Origin of the sequence: Bradyrhizobium sp. 604_D8_N2_3 (assembly GCF_051810765.1) — a bacterium.
Taxonomy (GTDB): Bacteria; Pseudomonadota; Alphaproteobacteria; order Rhizobiales; family Xanthobacteraceae; genus Bradyrhizobium; species Bradyrhizobium barranii.
On record NZ_JBPWPM010000001.1, the window covers coordinates 3,532,005 to 3,555,878 of the forward strand.

17 protein-coding genes are annotated in these 23,874 nt (G+C 61.9%); 3 read left to right on the forward strand and 14 right to left on the reverse strand.

The annotated features are described in order from the left end of the window. The first annotated feature begins 83 nt into the window (after positions 1-83). Both AB7245_RS16680 and AB7245_RS16685 read left to right on the forward strand, forming a co-directional pair. On the forward strand, positions 84-1,925 hold the full coding sequence (locus AB7245_RS16680) for a type I secretion system permease/ATPase (protein WP_063984335.1): 1,842 nt from the start codon (positions 84-86) through the stop codon (positions 1,923-1,925). Between the two features lie 134 nt (positions 1,926-2,059). Further along, the gene (locus AB7245_RS16685; RefSeq protein ID WP_231144505.1) at positions 2,060-3,463 is read left to right on the forward strand and encodes an HlyD family type I secretion periplasmic adaptor subunit; all 1,404 of its coding nucleotides are present in this window, start codon (positions 2,060-2,062) and stop codon (positions 3,461-3,463) included. A gap of 89 nt (positions 3,464-3,552) precedes the next feature. Here the strand turns inward: AB7245_RS16685 and AB7245_RS16690 are convergent, their stop codons facing one another. The 4 genes from AB7245_RS16690 to AB7245_RS16705 form a co-directional block, all read right to left on the reverse strand. Then, positions 3,553-4,239, reverse strand: coding sequence for a N5-glutamine methyltransferase family protein (locus AB7245_RS16690; RefSeq protein WP_354074997.1), 687 nt, complete (start codon positions 4,237-4,239; stop codon positions 3,553-3,555). Between the two features lie 61 nt (positions 4,240-4,300). Next, positions 4,301-4,798 (reverse strand): hypothetical protein, encoded by a 498-nt coding sequence (locus AB7245_RS16695; RefSeq protein ID WP_144030701.1) that lies wholly within the window; start codon positions 4,796-4,798, stop codon positions 4,301-4,303. Between the two features lie 119 nt (positions 4,799-4,917). After that, a complete protein-coding gene (locus AB7245_RS16700) occupies positions 4,918-5,940 on the reverse strand; it encodes a TAXI family TRAP transporter solute-binding subunit (protein ID WP_085400993.1) in 1,023 nt (340 codons plus the stop codon). 47 nt (positions 5,941-5,987) lie between these two features. Then, entirely contained in the window at positions 5,988-8,105 is a 2,118-nt protein-coding gene (locus tag AB7245_RS16705) for a hypothetical protein (protein WP_144030702.1), read from the reverse strand. Positions 8,106-8,477: 372 nt separating this feature from the next. Here AB7245_RS16705 and AB7245_RS16710 point away from each other — a divergent pair, with 372 nt between their 5' ends. Continuing rightward, on the forward strand, positions 8,478-9,014 hold the full coding sequence (locus AB7245_RS16710; RefSeq protein ID WP_085400996.1) for a DsrE family protein: 537 nt from the start codon (positions 8,478-8,480) through the stop codon (positions 9,012-9,014). A gap of 131 nt (positions 9,015-9,145) precedes the next feature. Here the strand turns inward: AB7245_RS16710 and AB7245_RS16715 are convergent, their stop codons facing one another. From AB7245_RS16715 to AB7245_RS16760, 10 genes are all read right to left on the reverse strand, one after another. After that, the gene (locus AB7245_RS16715; protein WP_085400998.1) at positions 9,146-11,878 is read right to left on the reverse strand and encodes a non-ribosomal peptide synthetase; all 2,733 of its coding nucleotides are present in this window, start codon (positions 11,876-11,878) and stop codon (positions 9,146-9,148) included. A 138-nt stretch (positions 11,879-12,016) separates the two neighbouring features. Next, positions 12,017-13,894 carry a hypothetical protein gene (locus tag AB7245_RS16720; protein ID WP_085400999.1) on the reverse strand — a complete coding sequence of 626 codons (1,878 nt, stop codon included), beginning with the start codon at positions 13,892-13,894 and terminating at the stop codon, positions 12,017-12,019. Positions 13,895-13,905: 11 nt separating this feature from the next. Beyond that, positions 13,906-15,894 carry an asparagine synthase (glutamine-hydrolyzing) gene (gene asnB, locus AB7245_RS16725; RefSeq protein WP_085401001.1) on the reverse strand — a complete coding sequence of 663 codons (1,989 nt, stop codon included), beginning with the start codon at positions 15,892-15,894 and terminating at the stop codon, positions 13,906-13,908. A gap of 3 nt (positions 15,895-15,897) precedes the next feature. After that, positions 15,898-17,154: an O-antigen ligase family protein gene (locus tag AB7245_RS16730; protein WP_085401003.1), complete on the reverse strand. Its 1,257-nt coding sequence runs from the start codon at positions 17,152-17,154 to the stop codon at positions 15,898-15,900. Then, entirely contained in the window at positions 17,151-18,374 is a 1,224-nt protein-coding gene (locus AB7245_RS16735; protein WP_224517114.1) for a glycosyltransferase, read from the reverse strand. Before AB7245_RS16735 ends, AB7245_RS16730 begins: the two co-directional genes overlap by 4 nt. A gap of 239 nt (positions 18,375-18,613) precedes the next feature. Continuing rightward, on the reverse strand, positions 18,614-19,276 hold the full coding sequence (locus AB7245_RS16740; RefSeq protein WP_144030703.1) for a helix-turn-helix transcriptional regulator: 663 nt from the start codon (positions 19,274-19,276) through the stop codon (positions 18,614-18,616). A gap of 289 nt (positions 19,277-19,565) precedes the next feature. Beyond that, on the reverse strand, positions 19,566-20,837 hold the full coding sequence (locus AB7245_RS16745) for a polysaccharide biosynthesis/export family protein (RefSeq protein WP_085401006.1): 1,272 nt from the start codon (positions 20,835-20,837) through the stop codon (positions 19,566-19,568). A 65-nt stretch (positions 20,838-20,902) separates the two neighbouring features. After that, on the reverse strand, positions 20,903-21,943 hold the full coding sequence (locus AB7245_RS16750) for an NAD-dependent epimerase/dehydratase family protein (RefSeq protein WP_085401008.1): 1,041 nt from the start codon (positions 21,941-21,943) through the stop codon (positions 20,903-20,905). 12 nt (positions 21,944-21,955) lie between these two features. Beyond that, entirely contained in the window at positions 21,956-22,693 is a 738-nt protein-coding gene (locus AB7245_RS16755) for a sugar transferase (protein ID WP_063984322.1), read from the reverse strand. Next, positions 22,690-23,856: a DegT/DnrJ/EryC1/StrS family aminotransferase gene (locus tag AB7245_RS16760; protein WP_354133548.1), complete on the reverse strand. Its 1,167-nt coding sequence runs from the start codon at positions 23,854-23,856 to the stop codon at positions 22,690-22,692. Before AB7245_RS16760 ends, AB7245_RS16755 begins: the two co-directional genes overlap by 4 nt. Positions 23,857-23,874: the final 18 nt, after the last annotated feature.

Consider the following 23,874-nt stretch of genomic DNA (forward strand, 5'->3'; position numbering starts at 1 on the left):
ATGTTGAAATGCGGGCGTCTTGACGCTCGATCGCATGCAATTTTTCAACCGTTTACCGCCGCCCGGCCAAGGGCGGCCCGGATATGCACATGCACGCTTCGGCAAAACAGTCTGCGCTCGCGGATGTCTTCCGTCGGATACGTCCCGGCCTGCTCGCGGCGGGTGGACTATCCATCTTCATCAATCTGCTGGTGTTCGTGTCGCCGATCTACACCATGCAGATCTACGATCGGGTGCTCACGAGCCGAAACGGGATGACGCTGCTACTGCTCTCGCTCATCGCGCTCGTGCTCTTCATCAGCTACGCGACGCTCGAGCATTTTCGCAGCCGGGTTCTCGTGCAGACCGGATTGCGCTTCGACCGGTTCGTCTCGGGCGAGACGTTCGAAACCGCGCTCGGGCAGGCGCTGAGCACGAGCAGCTCGCATCATGTTCAGCTGCTGCGCGATGTCGACACCTTGCGCGAGGTGCTGTCGGGGGGCGTCATCACGTCGCTGATGGATGTGCCGTGGACGCCGATCTTCCTCGCGATGTGTTTCCTGCTCCATCCGCTGATCGGCCTGGTCGCCCTGATCGGCGCGATCATCATCCTGACGCTCGCCTTCCTTAACGAGCGGGTTACGAAGGCGCCGCTGAATGCGGCCGCATCGAAGAACCTTCACGCACTGGACCGGTTGACGTCCTCGCTGCGCAACGCAGAAGCGATCCGCGCGCTTGGAATGGGACCCGCGGTCCGCGCCGCCTGGGCGGTAACTCATGGTCAGGCGTTGCTGGAAAGCGCTACGGCCGGAGAGCGGGGCGGGACCTTGCTCGCCATCTCCAAATTCCTGCGCATGGCGATTCAGGTCGCCATCATGGGAGTGGGCGCGTATCTCGCGATCCAGCAGGAGATTTCCGGGGGCGTTCTGTTCGCGGCTTCGCTGATCATGGGACGCGCGCTCGCGCCCGTCGAGGCTGCGGTGTCGCAATGGAAGGCGCTGGTTGCCGCGCGCACATCATATGCCCGGCTGGATCGCGCGCTTGCGAACCGCGCGACTGAGCGACAGCCGACACGGCTGCCGGCCCTGGTCGGCGAAATCTCCGTCGAGGCGGCGACGGTGCTCGTCCCCGGATCGCAACTGCCGGCCATCGCCGACGTCTCGTTCCGGCTGGCCCCTGGCGAAGTCGTCGCCGTGGTCGGCCAGTCCGGCTCCGGAAAATCGTCGTTGGCGCGGGCCCTGGTCGGCGCCTGGCCGCTGGTGCACGGCTGCGTGCGCATCGACGGCAACGACGTCAGGCATTTCGATCCCAATTTCCTTGGACAGAACCTCGGCTACCTTCCGCAGGACGTCGAACTGTTCGCCGGTACCGTGCGTGACAACATTGCACGTTTCCGCGACGACGCCTCCGACGAGGCGGTCGTCGAGGCAGCGCAGCTGGCGTCGGCGCACATGATGATCCAGCGTCTTCCCAAGGGCTATGACACCGTCATCGGGGATAATGGCGCAGGTCTTTCGGGCGGTCAGCGGCAGCGCATCGGGCTCGCGCGCGCACTGTTCGGCAAGCCGGTGCTGGTGGTGCTCGACGAGCCGAACGCAAATCTCGATGGCGACGGCGATCGCGCGCTCGCCGATGCGATCCAGCGGCTGAGGCAGAGCAAGGTGACCATCGTGATCATCAATCACCGCCCGAACCTGCTCGCTGCGGTCGACAAGATCGTGTTCATGCACGAGGGACGGCTTGGGCAAATCGGCACGCGCGAGGAAATGCTGCCTGCACTGCTCGGCAAGACGGTTGCGCCGATGCGGCGCGACGTGCGCGAGCCCGCCGAACATCATCGCGCCGATCGTCATCACCATGCTGACGGCAACCATCGAACCGATGGCGCTCACCGTCCGGCACAGCTTTCAAATCAAGTGCGTCAGGCGCACGCGACGAGGCAATAATGGATAATCTATTGCGGCGGGGACCGGACGCTCTTCACGACGAACTGGCGGAGCTTTTGAAGCAGTTCAACAAAGCAGATAAAGTGGCGCAGGAGCCGCTACCTCCGAGCAAACTCCTTGCGAAGACGGAGACCATGACAAGGTCGCTGGTCGATCTTGCCAAGCTGGTAGATCTTGCCAAGCTGGTCGATCTTGCCAAGGCGAAACTGCCGACCTTGTGGCCCCGGGGGGCAATGGGCAACGATGAGGATCCATCGGGCGATTGGCAGACACCCGCGCGGCGAGGCTTCCTGGTCGTCTTCCTGACCTTCGGCGTATTTGGCGGCTGGACCGCCCTCGCATCGATCGACGGTGCCGTGGTGGCCCCCGGCTCCGTCGTTGTCGAGAGCGACCGTAAGGTGGTGCAGCATCTCGAGGGTGGCATCGTCCAGAACCTGTTGGTCACAGGCGATTCTCATGTCGCGGAAGGTCAGGTCCTGTTGCGGCTCGATCCGACCCAGGAGCGGGCCAAGGAAGAGATCGCACGCTCGGCGGTGTACTCGGCGGTTGCCGAGGAGGCGCGCCTGCAGGCGGAATCCGAAGGCAAGGACAGCATCACGTTTCCGACCGAGCTGCTCCAGAAGACGTCCGATCCGAACGCGATACGCGCAATGGGTGATCAGAAGCGGCGCTTCGATGAACGTCGCGCTGCACGAAAGATCGAGATCTCGATCCTCGAGGAACGTATCGCGCAGGCACAGCGGCAGATCCAGGGGAATACCGCGCAGAACAAGGGCGCGCGCGCGCAGTTCGACAGTGTCAGTCAGGAATACACCAAGCTCAAGCCGCTCGTTGATCAGGGCATCGTACCGTTCGCGCGCGTCGCCACGCTGGAGCGCTCCAGAGCCGATCTCGAGGGCAAGATCGGCGCATATGAAGCGGATATCGCTCGCTATGGCCGCATCATCGACGAGTCGCGGCTCCAGATCGATCAGGTCGGGCAGAAGGTGCTGGAGGAAGCGACCGGGAAGCTCACCGACACGCGCGCCCAGCTTGCTGATGCGCGTGAGAAGCTGCGCGTCGCGGTCGATGTTCTGGCGCGGATGGAAGTACGTGCACCGCGATCGGGGCGGATCGTGAACCTCAAGCTTCACACGATCGGTGCCGTGATCAAGGCGGGCGACGTGCTGATGGAGATCGTTCCGGACAACGACGTTCTCGTGGTGGCCGCAAGGGTGTCGGCACTTGATATCAACCACGTCCAGCTCGGCCTTCCGACCGAGGTGCGGCTTCCCTCGTTCAAGGCGCGCTCCACCCCGATCGCTGTCGGCGAGGTTCTTTCGATTTCGGCCGACGCCACGCGCGACGATGTCACCCATCAGCCCTATTACGAGGTGAAAGTCTCGGTCCAGGTGACGCAATTCCCCGACAAAGTCCGCGAGAAGCTCAAGCCGGGCATGATGGCCGACGTCCTGATCGCAACCGGAGAACGCACAATTCTTGCTTATCTGACCCAGCCGATCACGGACGCGATCCGGCGCGGGATGCGGGAGAGCTGATTGGCTGACCGGCCCGTGCAAGGGCCGCTGGGTTCAGGGTGCTACGCTGCAATGCCAACGATCATTGTGGAGGAAGTGCTCGAACCCGGCTATCCCTTCGCGTACGCCATGACGACGCGACCGGCGCCCGCGTCGTCCAAGACCACGCTGACATTCTCGTAAGCGTCGTTGCGTTCGAGCAGGGTTGCCACCTGTCGATCCTGGTCGCGGCCCACCTCGAACAACAGCAGTCCTCCCGGCCGCAAGTAGCGAGGTGCGTCTTTTGTAACGCGCATATGGATGCTCAGTCCGTAGGGCCCGGCGGCGAATGCCTCGCGCGGCTCGTTCATGAGTAGAGAGGCGCGATCGCCTTTGAGCCGGGATTCCGAGATATAGGGTGGGTTGCAGACGATCATATCGATGGTTTGCTCGAGTTGCAGGCCTGCGAGAGCTTCGAACAGATCGCCCTGGAGCACGGTGATGCGGGTCTCGGCGCCCTGGCTCGCGGCATTGCGTCGCGCGAGCTCGACACATCCGTCAGTCAGATCGCTCGCCCAGACGCGAGCGTCGGGAATATTGAGCGCGATCGCGCATGCAAGATTGCCGGCGCCGCAGCACATGTCGACGATCCGCGGCGAGGGGAGGTGTGCTCGGCGCAGTGCTTCAACCGCGGTCCTGCCAAGCAACTCCGTCTCCGGCCTGGGCACCAGCGCGCCGGGAGCAACCTGCAGTTCGATTCCCATGAACTGCGTACGTCCTCGCTCGTAAGCCTCGGCTACATTGATCGTCTCGCTCATCGCATTCACACCTCACGCGTGACGTCTTCCCTGTCAGCCGTTCAGCCCGACTTGCGGCTATTCAGCTGGGCGGCCAGGTGCAGACCTTTGCAAACCGCCGGCGAACGGCGTCCAGACCTGTCAGTTCAAATGTTTCCTCGTAGGGCGCAGCCGTTCCAGCATACACTTTGGTCAGAAGCCGGCCCACCCCTGGCATGGAGTTGATGAAGCGAGCGGCGTCACCCGGAAAGGCGAGACTTCGACCGCCATCAGTAACCCTCCAGCGCTGATCGACGGGCGGTTGATCATTGATCTGGAATACGACCCTCATGTCGGTGCCCGGAGTTGTGGTCCAGGAACTCGCCGCGGAGAGCAACACCTCGGTCCGATTGGCGCGACAATGAATGGCGAGCGACGAGGGCCCATCCTTCGCGCCGGCTCGTGCGGTGGTCCGGGCGGCGATCTGCGGCTTGTGGTCCACCGGTGATGTCGTTTCGCTCAAGATCCAGTTCGGACTTGGCGGCGGAGCTTGGAAGGACTGCTCAGGTGCTTCCCCAATCTGCTCGTCGACGCATGTCATGTGCTCCATTCCCTGAAACTGCGAACATGCCCTCGAACGATCTGGCGTGTCGCCGGCTTGCGCGCAGCTTAGATGACCGATACCCGCGAGCAAGGAGGCCGCAAGGGTACCGGCTCGCTTCATCGCGATAATCCGACTGTCGCGCTGGGCGAGCGATCGAGCCATTCCTGCGCCGGACCAAACCGGGCAAGAGTGGGGACGCTGGCGCGGAGATTCACGTCCTTCCATTTTGTATCGAAGCCAGCGGATTGCAGCCGGTCGAGCCGTCCGAACAGGTGGTCAACAAAGCGCACCATGCGCCGATAGCGATCGGTCTGCGGCTGCCAGTTGTAGGCGGCAAGAATCGTCGGGACGGCAATGGTCGCGATCCGCTTGCCCGCCGGCACGAGGTTTGGATAGTCCTTTGAATCGAGGGACGACGGAAGATAATAGTCTTCAAATCTGGGGTCGTATTCGATCGGCAGGAACTTGAAGCCATCATCCCAGCGTCCTTTCAAGAAGGCGTCGACCGGCTTTGATGTGATGAAGACGACCGCTGCGATTTCGCCGCTCTTCATCTGCTGCAATGCGACCTGGTGGGGAATGAACATCTTTTCGACGTTCAGTCCCAGCCGGCTGAAGATCAGCGGACCAGAATATGCGGCTGCCGTACCCTGGGTGTTGAAATTGACCTTCTTTCCCTTGAGGTCGTCGAGCGACTTGATCTCGGGACGCACGAAGACGTGCAGCTCCGCCGGAAAGAGGTTGAGAACATAGACGATGCGCTTTTCGATCGACGGAACCTGCGCCTTGTACTCGTCAAGGGCATCCATGTTGATGATCGCGGCATCAACGCCCTTGAGATAGAGCAGCGAATTGACGTTCTCGGTCGCACCGGTCGTCACGATCGGAATGACGTGAAGCTTGTCCTCCTCGTTGGCGACGCGTGCGATCTCTGCGGCGAGCCGAAGCGGTGCGCCCTCGATAAGTCCTCCGGCGAGTCCCACCGTCCATGCATTGATACGTTCCTTTGCGGCCGTATCGGCATTCCGCGGCGCGGTCGGCGCCGGCGGGTCGCGCGGCGAGCGAGATTGGGCATTGGCAGCAAGCTGCAGGCCGACCAGTGCCAATGCGACCGTGAACGCGAGCTTACTCAATGACATGGGGCCTCTCCATTCTCTGGTCTGGCTTCCGGGGCTCGCTCCAGCAGCTATTTGAGCCCCTTGATCCGTCCTTCTGCATCTCGAATGCCGCCGGCCTGGGCTCGTTCATACAGCTCGCGCGCCTTAGCGGAATCGCCGGCGACGCCGCGAGCGTCCCAAGATTGCAGTACGTGAGGATCGTAAGTTTCGGCCAGCATAAAGGCTGCCTGCGCGCTGCCATGTCCAAGCACGTATTCCAGCAAGCCGCGGGCACCGTTGATGTCGGACTGCCGCAACAATGCGCTGGCGCGCGCGAGCAGTCGCTCCTCGTTCGCAAGCGGGCGCGGTACTCCGCTCGCGGCGACCTGTCGCTCCACCGAAGCCTTGGCCTTCGAGTCGGCGCCGGGCAGGGCGGTCCCCTTTGTGATCTGCGCGCTCGGTGGCATCGGCGCGGAGGCTGACGGTGCGGGCGGAGGCGAAGCAGCGGGCTGGAGGCTGCTCTGGCTCGGTGCGCGGCCGGCGGGCTCACGCGAGGGCGCCGCTACAACCGTGGAAGCATTCCATGCGGCCAGATGATCCCGGACGGATGCGGACGTTGGGAGCGTTGCCGCGCCGCTGCCCGGTTGCTCCTTTTCGCGCTTGGGTGCGGCCTTTGCGGCGGCCTCGGCAGCTCGTGCAGTCTCCGACGTTTCAGCCCGCGCCAGGTCGCGTTGATCCTTCAGCGACGCCGCCTCGCGCGCGAGAGCGTCCGCGCGACCGCGCTGCTGTTCGACCTCGCGTTTCAGTGCCAGTTTTTGCTCGGCGTCTGCAGCTCGGGCCGCAGCCAACTCGGAGCTCGCGGTTTGCGCTGTACGGAGTTCAGCCTGAAGGGGCTGCAGCTGGCGGTCCGCGCTTTCAGCTCGGTCGCGCTGCTTCTCGACCTCTCGTTTCAGTGCCAGTTTTTGCTCGGCGTCTGCAGCTCGGGCCGCAGCCAACTCAGAGCTCGCGGTTTTCGCTGCGCGGAGTTCAGCCTGAAGGGGCTGCAGCTGGCGGTCCGCGTTCTCAGCTCTGTCCCGCTGCTTCTCGACCTCTCGTTTCAGTGCCAGTTTTTGCTCGGCGTCTGCAGCTCGGGCCGCACCCAACTCAGAGCTCGCGGTTTGCGCTGCACGGAGTTCAGCCTGAAGGGACTGCAGCTGACGGTCCGCGCTCTCAGCTCTGCCCCGCTGCTTCTCGAGCTCGCGCGTCAGCGTCAACTGTTGATCGACATCTGCAGCGCCGACCTTCGCGGTCTCGGAGGCCGCGATCCGAAGGGGGCCGAGTTCGCTGATCAGGGCTTCTGTCTTGTCCTGCTCCTGCTTTAGTTCGCGCTCGAGAGCCTGCCTTTGTGCGGCCTCCGCCGCGGCAGACTTCGTGGCTTCGGATGCTGCGTTGCGCGAGGCCTCAAGCTCCGAGCGAAGCGAGGCAAGCTGGAGGGCAAAGCGTTTGGCCCCATTCCGTCGGTCGACCGGACGCTCCTGCTTCGGTTCGGGTTCGGGCGCCTGCATAGCCTTTGAAGCCGCAACCCTTGCGACATCGAGCTCCGCCTTCAGGAAGGAGATCTCACGTGACAGATGATCGGTCTTTTCCCGCTCCTGTTCGAGCGCCTGCGTTTGCTGAATACCAATCTCCATGGCGCGGACAGTGTGCGTCTGGGTCTGCCGCGCCGCGTCGAGCTCCACTCGAGCCGCAGCCAATTCGCGCGCAAGCTTGTTCGCTCGTTGCCGCTCCTGATCCAGCAACAGGTTCTGGTTGAGCCGCTCCGTCTCGGAAGCTGCTTGAGCCGCATTTGACACCGGGGGCGGCGTAGACGTCATGTCCTGCGCAGGGGCATCGGCAGCCGCGCGGGGCTGCTCGGTCGCGGTCCTCGCTCCGCGCGGTCCGGTCGCGGCGGGCCTGCTTCCAGCGGGCTGTGTCGCGGCGGGGCGCGCCTCGTCCGCGCGTTGGACGAGCTTCAGCCTTTGTTTATTCCCGTCGATCTGCTCTGGTCCGTGCGTACATCTGCACAGATCGAGCATCGCCGGTGTGATGTAGGAGGCACCCCGGTCGCCGTCGTCCTGGGATTTGGCATCGGCAGTTCCAGTCAGAACCGGCAGAAAGCAGGTGATCAGAACCACCATGAGCCGGCCGGCTCTGTCGCATGCGCGCGCGCCGTCAGCGATGTCGAACAATCCGAGTTCGCGGAACGCAAATTGCCGGTGCCTGGGCCGGCGCGTAGCTTTGCTCAGCGCGACGGCTGTTCCTTTCGACAAGTCGAATCCGTGTACCCCCATTGCGACGCCCAACTGCTTGGTAGGGACCATGATGCTTGGTAGCTTGGTAGGGATCATGATGCTTGGTAGCGATCATGGCATGTCGTTTATGACGGCGCTTTCATCGACGCGATGTCGATGTCGCAGTTGCGGTAGCCAAAACGGAGTAGTGCGCCGACAATGGGAATTAAGTAGATCGGGCGGGGCTTTGGCCAAAGCTGCTTGCCCCCACGGTTGCGCTTAAATAGCTTGCGACGTGCACGCTTCATCACACACGCAGGAAGCACAGTCATGAGCAGATCATTTGCCGTTTTTGCCGGCGTGGCGGCTGTCGGACTGGTTCTCATTAGCGGCATCGAAACCCGCGGTTCTGCGCAATCCACCCTCTCCACCAAGAATCCCGGCACTACCGCCAGGAACGCAAATGCCAAGATGGGTGTTGCGACACCTCGGAAGCAGCCGCCGCATCGACTTGTCATCCATGTCGACGTCAACGATCCGGCCGTCATGAATCTCGCTCTCAACAACGTCAGCAACGTCGTTCAGCACTACGGCGACCTCAGTCAAAAGGTCGAGGTCGAAGTCGTCGCTTACGGGCCAGGACTGCACATGCTGCGAGACGATACCTCGCCTGTGAAGGGGCGCATCAAAATGATGAGCGAAACAACGCCCGAGCTTACGTTCTCGGCCTGCGGAAATACACGAGAGAACATGACCAAGAATGAGGGCAAAGAAGTGCCTCTCATCACGCAAGCGAAGGTCACCAAATCCGGGGTTGTTCGCCTGATGGAGCTTCAGGAGCAGGGCTGGAGCTACCTGCGGCCCTGATGATCGTACTACGCGGCATCCCCAAGCGCGGGACGGCGGGTTTGAGCCAGGTTTGAGCCGAACCCGCGTGATCTCTCCGTGCTGGCCTGTGGTGGGCAGGACCGGCCCCCCAAAAAGCATTGTGTTGTGGATCAGGAGCAGGACGCCCCGATCGCGCGCTCGATGACGGGTCGATTGATCGAGAGGTGGGGCTCGACCACCAGATCAAGATGTCCGCCGGCGATCGGAATCACGTCCAGTTCTTCAAACAGGGAGTCCCATCCGAGGCGCGGCGTCACGCCAGGCCGATGACAGGCAAAGACAGTCCCCTTGATGGCTAGACGAGGCTTGGCATCCTCGACCCAGCGTCCGAACGCGCGCATCCGGAGAATCTCCTCGAGCTCGAGCTTGAGCATGAAGCGCGTATTTGCCAGGCGAGGCCATGTAATGGTGTCGATGAGCCTGCAGAATCGAGCCTCCTGGCCCAAGCGAGCGGCGAACTTCGCCACCGAGCGACAGAACATGCGGTAGATCGTCACTCGATGGGATCGAATCCGCTGTAGCGTGCGAGAGAGGGCTTCTCGGTGATTTGCTCTGCGAGGGCCGACATTGGTGTCGAGGATGCCCAGGAATTTGACGGCACGACCTTGTTCGATCAACCGGCTTGCGACTTCGAAGGCGACGCCGCCGCCCAGGGAATAGCCGATCATTCGGACGTCGCCGCGTGGTTGGACTGCATTGATCTGTTCGACGGCCATCGCGGCCATCTCCTGCACGGAATCGCGTCCCGCGAGGCTCCAGCTCAGATCTGGATAGCGAATCGGAATCACCCGCGCCACCTTGCCGAGCTGAGCGCCAAATGCGGCCATGCTCGGGCCATACCCCATGGAGCCGGGCAGTATGACAAGACCTGGGAGAATCTGGTCGTTTAGACGCTGCCGCACCGGTGGCTCCACCGTCGCGATAGCCCGGATCATGTCTTCAGCGCTCATATCGACCGTGAACGCTTCCATGCTGACTTCGCGGCCGATGAGGTCTTCGATATCCATGACGCAGCGCAGGAGCTTCAGGGAATCACCGCCGGCCTCATCCCAGCGTCCGGCAGCTTCCGGCACGCCGAGGATGCTGCTCCACACCTGCTGCACGATCCTGTTGGCCTCGGCCATTCCTTGCATCGTCGGCACGGGCGCGGGCGAGGTCGTTTTGCTCTCGAGATCGAGCAGTTTCAGCTTGGCGTGATCGATCTTACCTCCTGGAAGGCGCGGCATCTCCGGTATCTCGTGCAGCCTGGTCGGATGCAAAGCCGCAGGAACAGCCTGCCGGATGCTGTTGCGAACGTCGGTCCGGAAGTGCGCTTTTGGTGGATCGGCCGGCGATGCAAACAGGACCAGCTCGTTCGCATCCGTCACGACGGCGACAGCGTCCTTCACATAGGTGAGCTTGCGCAACGCACTCTCGAGCTCGGCCGGCTCGACACGCTGGCCATTGATCTTGAGCTGGCGTCCCTTCCGTCCAACGATCCGCATCAGTCCGTGCGTATCCACGGTGACGAGGTCGCCGGTCTGATAGATGCGAGACTTTGGGTCATCCGGGGAGGGCGATGCCGGAGAAAGCCGACCGTCTTCCCAGTATCCGAGCATGACGTACCTGCTCTTGATCACCAGTTCGCCGACTTCACCGTGCGGGACGGGCTTCCCGCTTTCGTCGACCACGGCGTACGATATGCCGGGAAGCAGGTAGCCAACAGGAACGCTGACGCCGTCCTCTCGCCATTGCTTGGGAAGAAACCACTGGGTGCCGGTGGTTTCCGTCGACAGATAGCTGACCTGGATGAAGCAACCGGGTGGTATCGCTCGCCGAACGAGCGCGATATCGGTCCACAGGACCTTCTCCCCGCCGATGCGGATCATGCGAAGCGAGTCGAGATCGCCTGACCGGCTCGCGTTGATCAGTGCACGCACCAGGGCTGGTACAACGTATGTAATCGTGACCTGTTGCGTGGTGATCTGGCGAAGAACGCCGCGCAATCCGAGCGCCTCGACGTCGACGATGTGCAGTCTTGCCCCCGTCAACAAAGCCGACAGCATCTCCCGGCAACCAGCGATCGTGGTGGGGCCGCTCAGAGGCATGAAGACGTCTGCCGCACCTATGTGGCAGGCGTCCACATATTGCTGGACGCGCTGGAGCAGGTTGCGTTGGCTGTTCACGACCCCCTTCGGAGCTCCGGTGCTGCCGGAGGTATAGAGCACTACGGCAGGCGCATCGACCGAAACCTTGGGGAGTGTTGAAGTTGCTGCGGAAGGGTCGCTGGCGCCGGCGACGTCGAGCCAGCGCAGGCCGTGCTGTTGGATCCACCCGGCGGAGCTGTCGCCGTCTTGCCCGATCAGCACGGAAATCCGGGCGGCCGCGGCGATAGCCGTGAGCCGCTGAACTGGATCGCGGGGATTGAGTGGGACGAGGACTCGTCCGGCCGCCATGCAGGCCAGCATAGCGATCGGCTGCCAGGCCGAGCTGCGCAATAGCCATCCGACGGCTTCCTGCTCCGGGATCAACGCGCTGATCGCCTGGGCCAAGGTCAAGACGCGGGACAACAGCTGCGCGTAGGTGAAGCTATGATTGCCGTCGCTGATTGCGACCCTGTCGGCGAACTTCGCCGTCACCGCAATCAGGTGTTCGATGGCGGGGACGCACGCAAAGCCGGCTTTTAGGGGATCGAATGATCGATCGACCGGACCGTTCAGATCGAGAGGGACTCCCACGGGGCTCAGCCAGCTCGGCGTCGCTGGAGCTTGCTGAACGGTCGAGGGCAGGTGCGCGTCAAGGGCGTCGCATGGATCACCCGACGGATCGCCAGATATCTGAAGCCGCATCACCGTACCCGTCATTTTGCTGTCCCAACGTACTTAATCAGGCCTGGGCACGCATACTTCAAACGAAGGATGCCGGTTTCGCAGCCACCGTCTGGTCGATCGGCTGGCTGCCATATCGAAAGACCCGGGTGATTAACCCAGGCCGCCTGGGTGTCATTGCCGTGGTCTCAGGCCAGATGCAGCGTGGTCGGAAACATTGATTGCAGGTTCGATGCTTGTCCACCGTACCGCCGTTGTTTTGAAGCGGCGATAGTAATGCATCAAAGTCGATGTTGATGACGGCTCCAGATCCGAAGGCGCGAGCTCGGACGGTACTCCGTGCGTCAGGACACACCAGAGCTTGACACGAGAATCGAGATCCGACGTCCCGGCAAACCGGGTCAAAGTGCTTCGCACGACGTCGCGGCTCGTGCTTCCGGCGCGGACGGCAAGTAGAACGTGATCCGCCCAGGAGGCGAGGAGGCGCACTTCCGGCGCATCATCCAGCGATGGTGCGTTGATGACGACGAGATCGTAGGTGTTCCTGAAGTGCTCGAACAGCGAGGCGACTTTCGGACCCGCCAACGGCCCCAGGCGACTGCCCTCGGACAATCTTGACGATATGTAGTCGAGTCCGAGCTCCGGGATGTGCTGGACGGCCTTGGCGGCCGCTCCGTCGTGCGCCAACAGCTTGAACAGATCTGCAGCCTCACCGCCGACGCGCCGGGGCAATTGAGAGAAATCCAGGAACAGAACGCGCTGTCCGAGTTGCGCCGCACAAAAGCCGAAACTCCAGGCGATCGCGCTCTTGCCTTCACCGTGCAAGCTGGATGTCACCAGGATGACATGCGGCGTCTGTGGCGAGACCGGATCGGCGGCCATGAGGGATACGACGGTCGAGCGAACGGCCCTGTTATGCGAGACAGCCGATTGCTCTACGAAGCGCTGCGGCGAGATGCTCAGCTCCGGCGGGATCGAGGGGATCAACCCGACGCACGGGATGTCCAATGCCTCTGCAGCTTCCGCCTCGGTGTGCAGACTTCGATCGAAGTACTTCAGGATGATCGCGACGAGAGATGCCAGGAGCGCGAAGATAATCGTGATCGGTGGAACAAGGAGGAACGGGTTCAACGAGCTCGGAAAGTCGGGTGGTGAGGCGTCCGCGATGACGGTCACGTCTGGCTCGGCGACCACGCCCTTCGTGGTGAGATCCTGCCGCTTTCGTATCAGTGTTTCATATTGCTGCGCCAGCGTGGTTATTTTCCACTCCAACGCGGCGGCGGCCTGTGCGGCTGCCGGTGATGACGAGATCTGACCTGAGTGACTGGCGTCCCATTCCGCCTTCGCCGTTGACAATTCGCGCTGAACATTCGCCGATTGTGCTGCGATGGCGTCCAGAGCCTGCAGCTCGACAGCCCGCTTTTGCCGGACAAGCTCGTCAGCGTAGGATCGGGCGACCAGGTTTGCGACGTCTGCGGCCCGTTGTGGATTGGGGTCGCTGGCAATTACGCTGATAACTCTGGACCGGCGCTCCTGGCTGACCTTCAGGCGCCCTTTCAATGCTGCCACCGCCGCGCCGTCGCTCGGGTCTTTCCGGAAGGAGAGGAACCCCTTTATCTTTGACAAGGCAGTGCGGAGCACCGAACCGTTCTCGTTGGCCGGGTTGTCGAGCATCCTCAGTGCCGGCAGGAGCCGCCGCAGATACGCATCGGATGACATGACCGTTACGTGCGTATCGATCGTCGGGTCGTCCGAACCGCCAGTCGACGAGGAATTGCCGGATGCACCGGCATTGTCGGCCGCTCCGCTTCGAGCGCTCACGACAAGCTGTGCCGTTGCGAGATAGGTGGGCGACATAAAAATACTACCGAGCACCGCGAGCAGCGCGCCCGCGCCGATCATTTTGACGATGAAGAGCTTGTATCGCCTGATGCTCTCGAAGACATGCTTGAATGCCGCGATGGCGTCATCGGGAGGTGACTCGTCGCCCTTTGACCGGCCCTGGGTCAGGACAGTCACCGGCAGAATCCGTTTATTTGTGAACGCTTCCATCGCCTGCTCCTTTACTGCGCCGGTTCCATCACGCCTGCTGTTCGCGAAGGCCCGGAGGTAACTGCTGAGTCGAGCCAGGACTGCAGCATCAAGACAGCCCACAGCGGTCGCGAGAAATCGCGGCGACCGCTAAGATGTTGAAGCCAGCACTCCTGCACGCGGGAAACGTCCAGGAGATGCTGGTTGCGAAGACGCGACTCCGAAAGGAGGTCCGACGCCCACGAACGAAGCGGTCCCTTCAGCCAGGAGCCGATCGGCACGTCAAAGCCCTGTTTCGGTCGCTCGAAGAGGTGGCGTGGCAGGTAACGGCCGAGGACCTGGCGCAGGAGCCATTTTCCCTGACCATGACGCACTTTCGCCGAGTTCGGCAGCGCCCAGCTGAACTCGACAACGCGATGATCCAGAAGCGGGCAACGAGCCTCCAGGCTCGTGGCCATGCTCGCGCGATCGAGTTTCACGAGAATATCGCTCGGGAGATATCCAAGCATATCCCGAACGATAAAATCAGACAGCAGATCGTTGAGCGGCGGGATCGAGTCCGGCGCCGCGCCTGCCTGGGTTCGCGTCAACTGCAGTTCGGAGAGCCGCGTCGACCGACGGTACATCTCGCCGACGTCGTTGCTGCCAATAAGGTCTGCCAGGCGGTTGATCCGGTCGCCGTGTGTCATCCGCTGCACCCAACCTGGGAGACGAAGTGTTTCGACGACGCTTTCGCGCATGCCGCGCCCGAGCAGCGCCACACCGCCCGCGGCCATGGTCCGGATCGATCGGTTGGAGTTCAGCAGAGGCGCTAAACGGGCGGAAAGTACGTGCCTGGAATACCCTGCGAAGCACTCGTCACCTCCGTCGCCCGAAAGCGCAACGGTGACGTCCTGCCGTGCAAGTCGAGATAGAAGCAGTGTCGGGATCTGCGATTCATCGGCAAACGGCTCGTCCCAGATGGTTGGAAGTTCGGGGATGACCGCTCTGGCGTCCGCGGAGGTGAGGCGTAGCTCGGTATGGCTGGTGCCGAGGTGCTGCGCCACGGCCGCAGCGTTAGCCGTTTCATCAAAGGCGCGCTCACCGAATCCGATCGTGAAGGTCCGTACCGGGCGCGCCGATTGGGCCTGCATCAGGGCCACGACGGTCGAACTGTCTATTCCGCCCGACAGGAACAGCCCGACCGGAACGTCGGCAACCATTCGGTCGGCGACCGCGGCCTTGAGCAGATCGCAAGCCTGGGAGACGAGCTGCTGGTCATCCGCAGTGGCCAGCGCTGCGCGGCCCGTGTGCGCGACATCGGCCAACGACCACCAGCAGCGCGCGCGTTCTTGTAGCGCTGCGGCATCCCGGCAGACCGAGAGGTCCTCGGCACGGATCGATAGGGCGCCCCCGGGTGGAATCTTGAAGACACCTCGCCATATACACTGGTCTTCCGGCAACCATCCGCGCGATAGAAACTCCGCAACCGCGCCTGGGTCGATCTCCTGGTGAAAGTCGGGGAATGCCGCGATGGCCTTCAACTCCGACGCGAACACGACCGCACTAGACGTCCGCGCGACGTAGAGCGGCTTTTTTCCCATTCGATCGCGGGCCAGGTGCAGGGTGCGGTTCCTGCGATCCCACAGGCCGATTGCGAACATACCATTGCAGCGCTGGAGGGCCTTCTCCAGGCCCCATTTCTCGATCAGGCCCAGCAAGACCTCCGTATCGCTATTGCCGATGAAACGCTTGCCTGCGCACTCGAGCTCTTGCCGCAATGGCTTGTAGTTGTAGATCTCGCCGTTGAACGTAATCACGAAGCGGCCGTCGCTCGAAAGCATTGGCTGCCGGCCCGCATCGGAGAGATCGATGATGGACAGCCTGCGATGCCCGAACGCAACGCCGGCGTCACGATCGCTCCAGAACCCGTCCGCATCAGGACCGCGATGGCGCAGGCGAGCCGTCATCGGCCCGATCGCCGCCAGGTCGGCGGATCGAGAAGCATGCGGCGTCTGAAGTATTCCTGTAATTCCACACATTGCTTAACTTCCAACTCGCGCATGCGCCAATGAGCGCCGATCCGAGCCCAGGATGAGGCCCAGCGTGACGGCAAACCACACGGTCGGGTGCCGCAGAATGAAATGGCTGATGCTGAAGACGGCGAGTGCGAAGATCAGGACAGCCAAGGCGTCGAGCCGTGCGCGAAGCAGGAGCGCAAACGTGCCGGCAAACAGGCTGACAATGGCGATCACGCCAGGCAGTCCGCCTTGGGTGAACACGTCCAGGAGGGTGCTGTGAGCTTCCACCGGGAGTGCTACGCCCTTGTCCGTGATTCCGCTTGGCTTCTCCAGATGCGGCCCGGGCCCAAGGCCAAGCGACCCGGACTCCAGTCCGGCATGCAAGGCGTCTTGCCAAAGACTTAGCCGCAGATTGGCGGTTGCCTTCGTTGCCTCGCCGCCACGATCCTTCATCATGCCGGCGGCCAGCCCCTCGACATCATTCGCCGTTGCCACCCCGTAGGGAAGCAGTGAGAGCGAAAGGGGAATTATGGCCACAACGACGATCGCTGCAGCTGCGAAACGCAGACTCCATCGATGTTCGGGGGATGTCAGCCAGCTTCGCAAGCGTAGCGCAATGAGCAGCGGTATCGACAGCGACATCGAGATGAGAAAGGTATCGCTCTTCGTCAGCCGGCCGACGACGAATGTTGCGATGCAGCTAAACACTGCGACGATCCGGCCAAACCGCTTGGCCGTCAGAGCCATGTGAAGCGAGAGTGGTGTCAAAACCGCACAGTAGATTGCAAGCTGGTTTGGATTCTCCGACCACCCGCGGAACCGGTCCCAATACCATGGATCGACCGACGAGATGCTGAGGTAGCCCCAGCCCAATGCAAGTTGCACCGCCACGGCGACGATCCAGAATCCGATCAGGAACCACAGCGATTGGCGTAGGGTATCCTCGGGTCTCAACGTTGCAGCAACCAGGCAAGTGAGGGCCGCCACGAGGAGATATGCGAAGATGTCGTGCACGACGAGCTCTGGGTCGACGATCTCCGGGCGCAGCAATGCAAGGAAGCCCCCGAAACTCTGAATCAAGACAAAGCAGCCCCAGAATGCAACGAGCCAGAGCAGGGCTTGGGGGTTGTAAATTCTTGAACTGACCAAGAGATGCAGGGATGCGAGACCGAGCCAGAGGACGAGGCAAGCTTCCCCGATGCCCAGGGGGAAGCTGGGAAGACGCAGCTGCGAGGCTGTCCCAAGCACGAGGCCAAGCGCAAGAAGGGCACTGCCGATCATTGTACTTCACTGCTGCTGTGCGCCGCAGCCCGCCAGCCACTGGAATAGCTGCGGGAAAGCAGCTGCGTGTAAAGCTCGGCATAGCGATCGGCGACGACGTTGAGGTCGAACTCTTTGCGCACCACGTTGATCGAGCGTTGACCCATCGTCTTGGCACGCGCGGAATCCTGAAGAAGGTCGAGAATTGAGGCCGCGAGCGCGCGCGGGTCGCGCGGCGCTACGAGTTTGCCGTTCCAGTCCTCGCGGACCACGTCGTCGCACCCCGGCATGCGGGAGGCGACGATTGGCACGCCAGCCAATCCGGCTTCCAAAAGAACACGGGGAATGCCTTCACGATATTCAGTCGGAAAGGCAAAGAGGTCGGCGATACCCAGAAGCGCGGGAATATCCGATCTGGCGCCGGTCGCAATCACATATGGTGCGTGCGCCTCGATCAGCTCCTGACCTACGGCGAATGGACCCTCGCTTTCGCGCGGACCGACGAGCAGAAAGCGGACGTTCGGGCGCACCTCATGCACGAGCTTCGCCGCTTCGAGGAGCGTTGTGATTCCTTTTTGGACGGTTAATCGGCTTACTGTCAGGACAATCTCGGCATCGCCGAGCCCGAGTTCGGCGCGCAGCTCGGCAGGCGAGGCCGTTCGCGCTTGCGCCGCTTCGAACGCGCCGACATCGATCCCCGAGCTTCCGATGATGACAGATGAGCTCTTTCCAAGCAGGCGGTGTCGTTGAAAGAAGCTGCTGTCGGCCTTGTTCTGGAAAACCGTCGCCGCGGTCCAGCAAGCAGCCAGGCGTTGCATCGCCAGATAGACGGGGCGGAAGGCCAAGGCTCTCAGTTCTGTCGATGAGAATACCCATCCCATTCCGTTGATCGTGCGCACAACCGGTACGGAGCCGCGAAGCGCCAGCGGCGCAAACAGGTTGGGCTTGGTATCAAACGTCTGGATCACGTCGGGCCGAGCGCTCTTCACGAGCCGCGCCAGTTGACCCATGGCCGCGCGATCGGCAAAGCCGACGCCAAATCTGTCGAACTGATATTGATGATACGGGATTCCGGTCTTCGCGAATGCAGATGCTGCACCAGTGCCGGCCGCGCTCACGCGCAGGCCGCGGTTCTGCAAAGCCGCCAGGAACGGGATACGCAAAGCGTGATCCTCGCCTCCTACGCAAAGCAAGTGCAGCGCCATGTTGGTTCCTTCCAGCCCTTTGAGCAATTCCGCCAAGATGTTAGTCTTTGCGGAGACCCCCGGTTTTCCCGGCGAAAGTTTGACAGGATCAGGTTAGGACGTGGCCGCGGCCTGTCTTCATTCATTCGCATGACAGCGGAAGTGAGCGGTTGGCGGACGTGCTCGAACAGGGCTGAAAAGACGACGCGGCGCGAGTGCATGTTTGCCGAACGCGCCGCGAAGCACGTCGATGTTCGACTAGTCGAGACAACGCGACACCGTATTCCGCGTCCACGCTAGGGCAGGACGGCGAGGCGGCCCAGTAACGCGATCAGGTCTGCTTGCCGGCGTGTCTGTGTTTTGACAAACAGGGAAGCCAACTGGGAGCGTACTGTCGTTCGACTCAATCGTCGCGAACGAGCAATGTCGATCAGGTTGTTGCCTCGCGCCAACTCGAGAGCAAGCTGGGTTTCGGCAGCGGTGAATCCAAACAATCGCTGCAGCGTCCGCGGCGAAGGCTCCGGATGCGCGTCGAGATCCAGCAGGATCAATGCGATGGTCTCGTCGGACCACGCATTCGCGACCTGGTTGATCAGCGCGGTAAATCCTTCCTTGGTGGATGTTGCCAACCAGGAAGTCGAGCCTGCCGGAAACTGTGCGCCGGCGCGGTGGACCAGTTGCTTGACGGCGCCATAGAGCGTTTCGTGGCTCGCATCCACGCGCGCTTCGCGTTCCAATATTGCACGGCCGGCCGGACTGAGTTCGATGACCTTGCCGCGTCTGAGCAAGACCTGTCCGCAGCCGATCCGCGCGAGCACCCCGCGCAAGCCGTCCTGCTTGGGGTTCTGGGCGTCAGAGTGAGCAGATGAAACGGGACTGGAAATATTGAATATCGATTCAGAAGAATGACGCTGTAGAGCAATGGTAGACCTTGGCAATGCTTGGCTTAAGTTCAACATTTTATTCCCCCGGCCGCGCTGACCCGATGGAGTGAACGTGCCACAAAGATTCCCAACTTCTGCCACGCCTGGCAACGTTGAATGGGGGGTAACCCCGCGGCCGTCGGAGGGGGTGAAAGTTGCCGATCTTCCGGGCATCGACCCGGTTGTGATCAACGAAGAGGTAGCAACGCGGGTTGAAGGGGTAGCAAGGCGGGTTTAAGCCTCGCGGGAGCAGCCATGGAGGTATGCGGAAGCTACTCCGGAAGGAGCGGCCTGCTTACTCTTAAGGGAGTACCTCTGTTCGTGCTCAGTTCGAGAAGGCCGGCGCAGGGCGCAATGTGACTTCGATCACATCGCCTGGCTCCACGTCGAAGTCGACGGATGCGGTTATCCTGTCCCACTGTTGACCGAGCCGCCGCACGACGACCACGTCGGGATTGAGCTCGCCTGAATTGACGGGGATGGCACCCGAGCCGCCGATGGGCTGCAGTTTCTGGCTGAGCGCCTGCATTCTCACGCGCAAGTCCGCCAATCGAACGTTCGAGTCTTTCTGCTCCCTGAGCAGATTGATCGTGCGCTGGCTGGTGACACGTCCCGCTTGCCGCAGGAAGTCCTCACGCTGGCGCTGGAGCCGCATGAGTTCGACGCTGGTCTGCAGGCGTCGGGTCGAGGACAGCAACAGCGCGCGCCGGCTTTCGCTGACACGAGGACTTGCAAGCAATCCGGAGCCGAACGCCTTCATGACCCGTTCGAGCTCCTCTTCGTCGGCCTGCACGCCCTTCTCTTCACCTTCCTGTTGCTTCTTGAGCGTAGCGAACTGCGCGTCCGTTTGCTTTACGGCGTCGTCCAGGAAGCGTTGTTCCGTGCGGTAGTCGCTTTGTGAGGTCTTCAGAGAGTCCTTCTCGGCTTGAACGACCGAACCGATCACACCCGCGGGCAGCGAAATGTCGCTTGGAGGCGTGGCGTCGAACGTGTCGCGGCCATCAAGCTCCGCGCCGGTTCGGACGATATGGAAGTATTCCTTGGTGTATTCGGTGGCGAGGGACTGGTAGTCCCGCACAAGATCCGCAGGGTCGGTGGCGCCGGGCTGCATGCCACGCGACCGCAACAGGCTGAAGCCGCCGGCCACTGCCACGGCCTGGCGCACGGTCATTGAAGCCCGATACGTCTGCTGTCCGGGCGTGAGCACATCGCCGGAAACATAGACCGGCCGATATTCCACGACGCTTGCTATGACGTCGCCGGGCTTGACCACGAATGCCTGGTCGCGACCGTCGGTCAGGCGTTGACGCAGTATCCGTGCCTGCAGCAGCGTCTCGATGCGGTTCTGCATCTGCGCCGGGGTCAGGCCGGCAACTTCAACCGTCCCCCCGCCCGGAAGCGGGATGGTGCCGTCGATCTGGATCTGCGTGCGGTTGCGTTGATCGGGGAGGCCACCGATCGAAATCTCGATGGTATCACCCGGTCCGAGCTTGTATGGCGCGGCAAGGGACAGCCCGCTTGTCGCGAAAAACAGAACTGCCGCGCATGAGCCCAGCAGGAGGGTGGAAGAGGGTCTGCCTTGCTTCTTGCACTTCATGGACGAACTCCCGATGGAACCGAGCCTTCGCCGCTCGCGATTTAGGGACACCGATATCGGATCCTTCAGCCGGCTCTCTTCAAATCCGGGATGAGGGCGGTCGGAAGGAAGATCTCGTAGTTTCCGAAGAAGTGCCTCTGCTCCTCGACGTGGTCGAACAAGCCCTGGCTCAAGGCAGCGAGGATTTCGCTGATCCCTTGCTGAACGCTGATCTCGGGCGTGAAATTCAATACCCGACGGATCTTGTCGAAATTCACGCGGTAATTCCGGGGATCGGCGCCGCGCTCCTGATAGGTCACCTTCGATCGCGGAATGTGCCGCATGATCTCGTCAACGACCATCAGCTTGGTGAAGTTGTTTTCCTCGCAGCCCACATTGAAGACTTCGAAGGCGACCTTGCTGGTGGGCGCGCGGAGCACTTCCTCGATCGCGCGGGCAAAATCACGAACATGGCAGTAAGGACGCCAGGTGTTGGGATCGAATACCAGCAGTTCTTTTCCCAGGTGCAGTTCACGCACAAATTCGTTCACCGTGAGATCGAAGCGCATTCGCGAGGAAAGACCAAAGGCCGTCGCAAAGCGGAGAACCGTTGGATGGAATCCAGCCTTTCCCTTGAGACCCAGGATCTTCTGCTCCATCTCCACCTTGTGCTTGGCGTAAAGGGAGAGTGGTGCGAGCGGGTAATTCTCGTCGACGGCCGTGTCTACTTCCACTAGCCCATAGTTCGAGCAGGTGGACACGAAGATCAGCCGATCGACCGGATGGTGTTGCATCGCGTCGATGAAGGACGCGACGCCATTGCGATTGATGGCGTGACTTTCATCGGGGTACTTGCTCGTGATCGGATCGCCGACGAGCCCGGCGAGGATAACGACGTCATCCACACCCTTCAATGCTTGATTGGCGAAACGGGGATCGCGAATATCGCCTTGCATGAACTCGTATTGCGGAACGCTCAGATAAGGCCAAGCACAGCTCTCGTTCTTGTAGATGAGCTGATCCAGGCAACGGACGTGCCAACCCTTTCTCAGAAGATGGCCCGTGATCACTGAGCCCACGTAACCAGCACCACCTACCAGAAGCACAGTTCGCTTTTCAGTCGCCATTTGATCACCCGTCTACTTTTGAAATAAGTTCGCACCGACAGATCCGCCAGTTGGCGCTATGCCGCTCTGGCTCTCCGGTCGGGGTCTTCGCATGCGGTTGAGAAGCGGCTCCCCCACGGCGATCCAGCCGGCCTGAACGATCCACCGGAGATCGGACGTGACGGTTCGATTGGAATAATATGCCAGGTCGATCTTCGCCTTCGCGGGAAACAGAACCTCCCGATAGAAATCCGCCACATTGCCGTCCGGCGGGAACAGCTCATTTTCATGCCGGAAGAGAACCTGGCACGGCCCGACGAGGCCTGGCCGGTGTTCCAGGATCTTTTCGAATCCGTTCCTGAAACAGTCGGCAAATACGAGCGTCTCGGGTCGCGGGCCGACGAAAGACATGTCACCCCGCAGGATGTTCCAGAGCTGCGGTAGCTCATCCAGCTTGAATGCAGCCAGCAGCCCGCCGATCGTCGTCATGCGGTTGTCGTTCACCATCGTGAGCGGACTTCCGCGATCGTCGCAATCGGCTCTGAACTTCCGGAACTTGTACATGCGGAACGGCGCCCCGTTCAGCCCGAGACGGAGTTGCGAATACAGTATCGGTCGCCCGCCTTCGATCCAGACTGCAAGCGCAATGACCAACAGGATCGGCAGCGAGACGAATATGGCCGTCCCGGCACCGAGGACATCGATGACGCGCCGCAAACGCACGGCCGGAGCTGCCGGCCCAGCGCATCCCGCATTGACCGTTTCGCTCATGCCTGTTCGACCTCCGCGGGACAGGTTACCCGAAGTCCATCCGCGAGGCTGTCTGCCACGTGATCGACGTCCGCGGGAGTCATCGCGGGATGGAGCGGCAAGGTGAGCTCACGTCCGCAAAAATCCTCAGTGTTGGGGAGGCTGATGCCCGGATACTGATCCTGGTAGAACGTCAACCGATGCACCGGGGGATAGTGAATGGTCGTCTGAACGCCGCGCTTGCTGAGCTGCTCGATCAGGGGCTGCCGCGCGCTTGCCGCGGGGAGAACGACCGGCATGAGATGGTGGGCCGATACCCACGACGCGTTGAATGGCACCAGGACCGAAGGGCAACGCTCGGCGAGCCGCCGCCGATAGTGCAGCGACAGATGCCGCCTGGCGTCGTTCCAACCTGCCAACTTACGCAGCTGCACCAGGCCGACCGCGGCGCGCAACTCGTCCATGCGGTAGTTGAATCCTAGAAGCGTCACGTCGTATTCGGGGCTGCGGCTGACGAGACGCTGGCGCGTGTTGGTGGTCATGCCATGCGACCTGGCGCGCTTGATCATGTCGTTCAAGATCCGGTGACGCGTTATGATTGCGCCGCCTTCAGCAGTCGTCATGTTCTTGTTGCCGTAGAAGGAGAACGCGGCTGCATCGCCAAACGTGCCGACCCCCTTGACGCCGGGGGCATGCGCGGCGTCTTCGATCAGGAGCAGACCCTTGCTGCGAGCGAAGGCCTGCCACTCCTCTCGATCAGCGAGGTAGCCCCCAAAATGCATGAGGATCACCGCTTTCGTCCGCGAGGTGCATTTGCGGAGCGCGTCGGCCGCGGACATCAGGGGAATTGCCCCGGATTGGACATCGACGAACACGGGCCGCGCTCCGACGTAGAGCACGGCATTGGCCGTGGCAACGAACGTGAGAGATGGAACGAGGACTTCATCGCCGGGGCCGACTCCGAGCGCATGCAGGATGAGGTGAAGTGCGGCCGTGCATGACCCGACTGCAATTGAGTCCTCGGCGCCATGCATGCGCGCAAACGTCTGCTCGAACTCCCGTACGCGATCCCCCATGGTGATCCAGCCGCTATCGATCGCGGCAACAAGAGCTTCCTTTTCGTCAATTCCCAGGGCCGGTTCTGATACCAACAGCATGTGTTCCTCTTCCCGTTCATTCCTCATGCGAAGGGTGACGCTGCG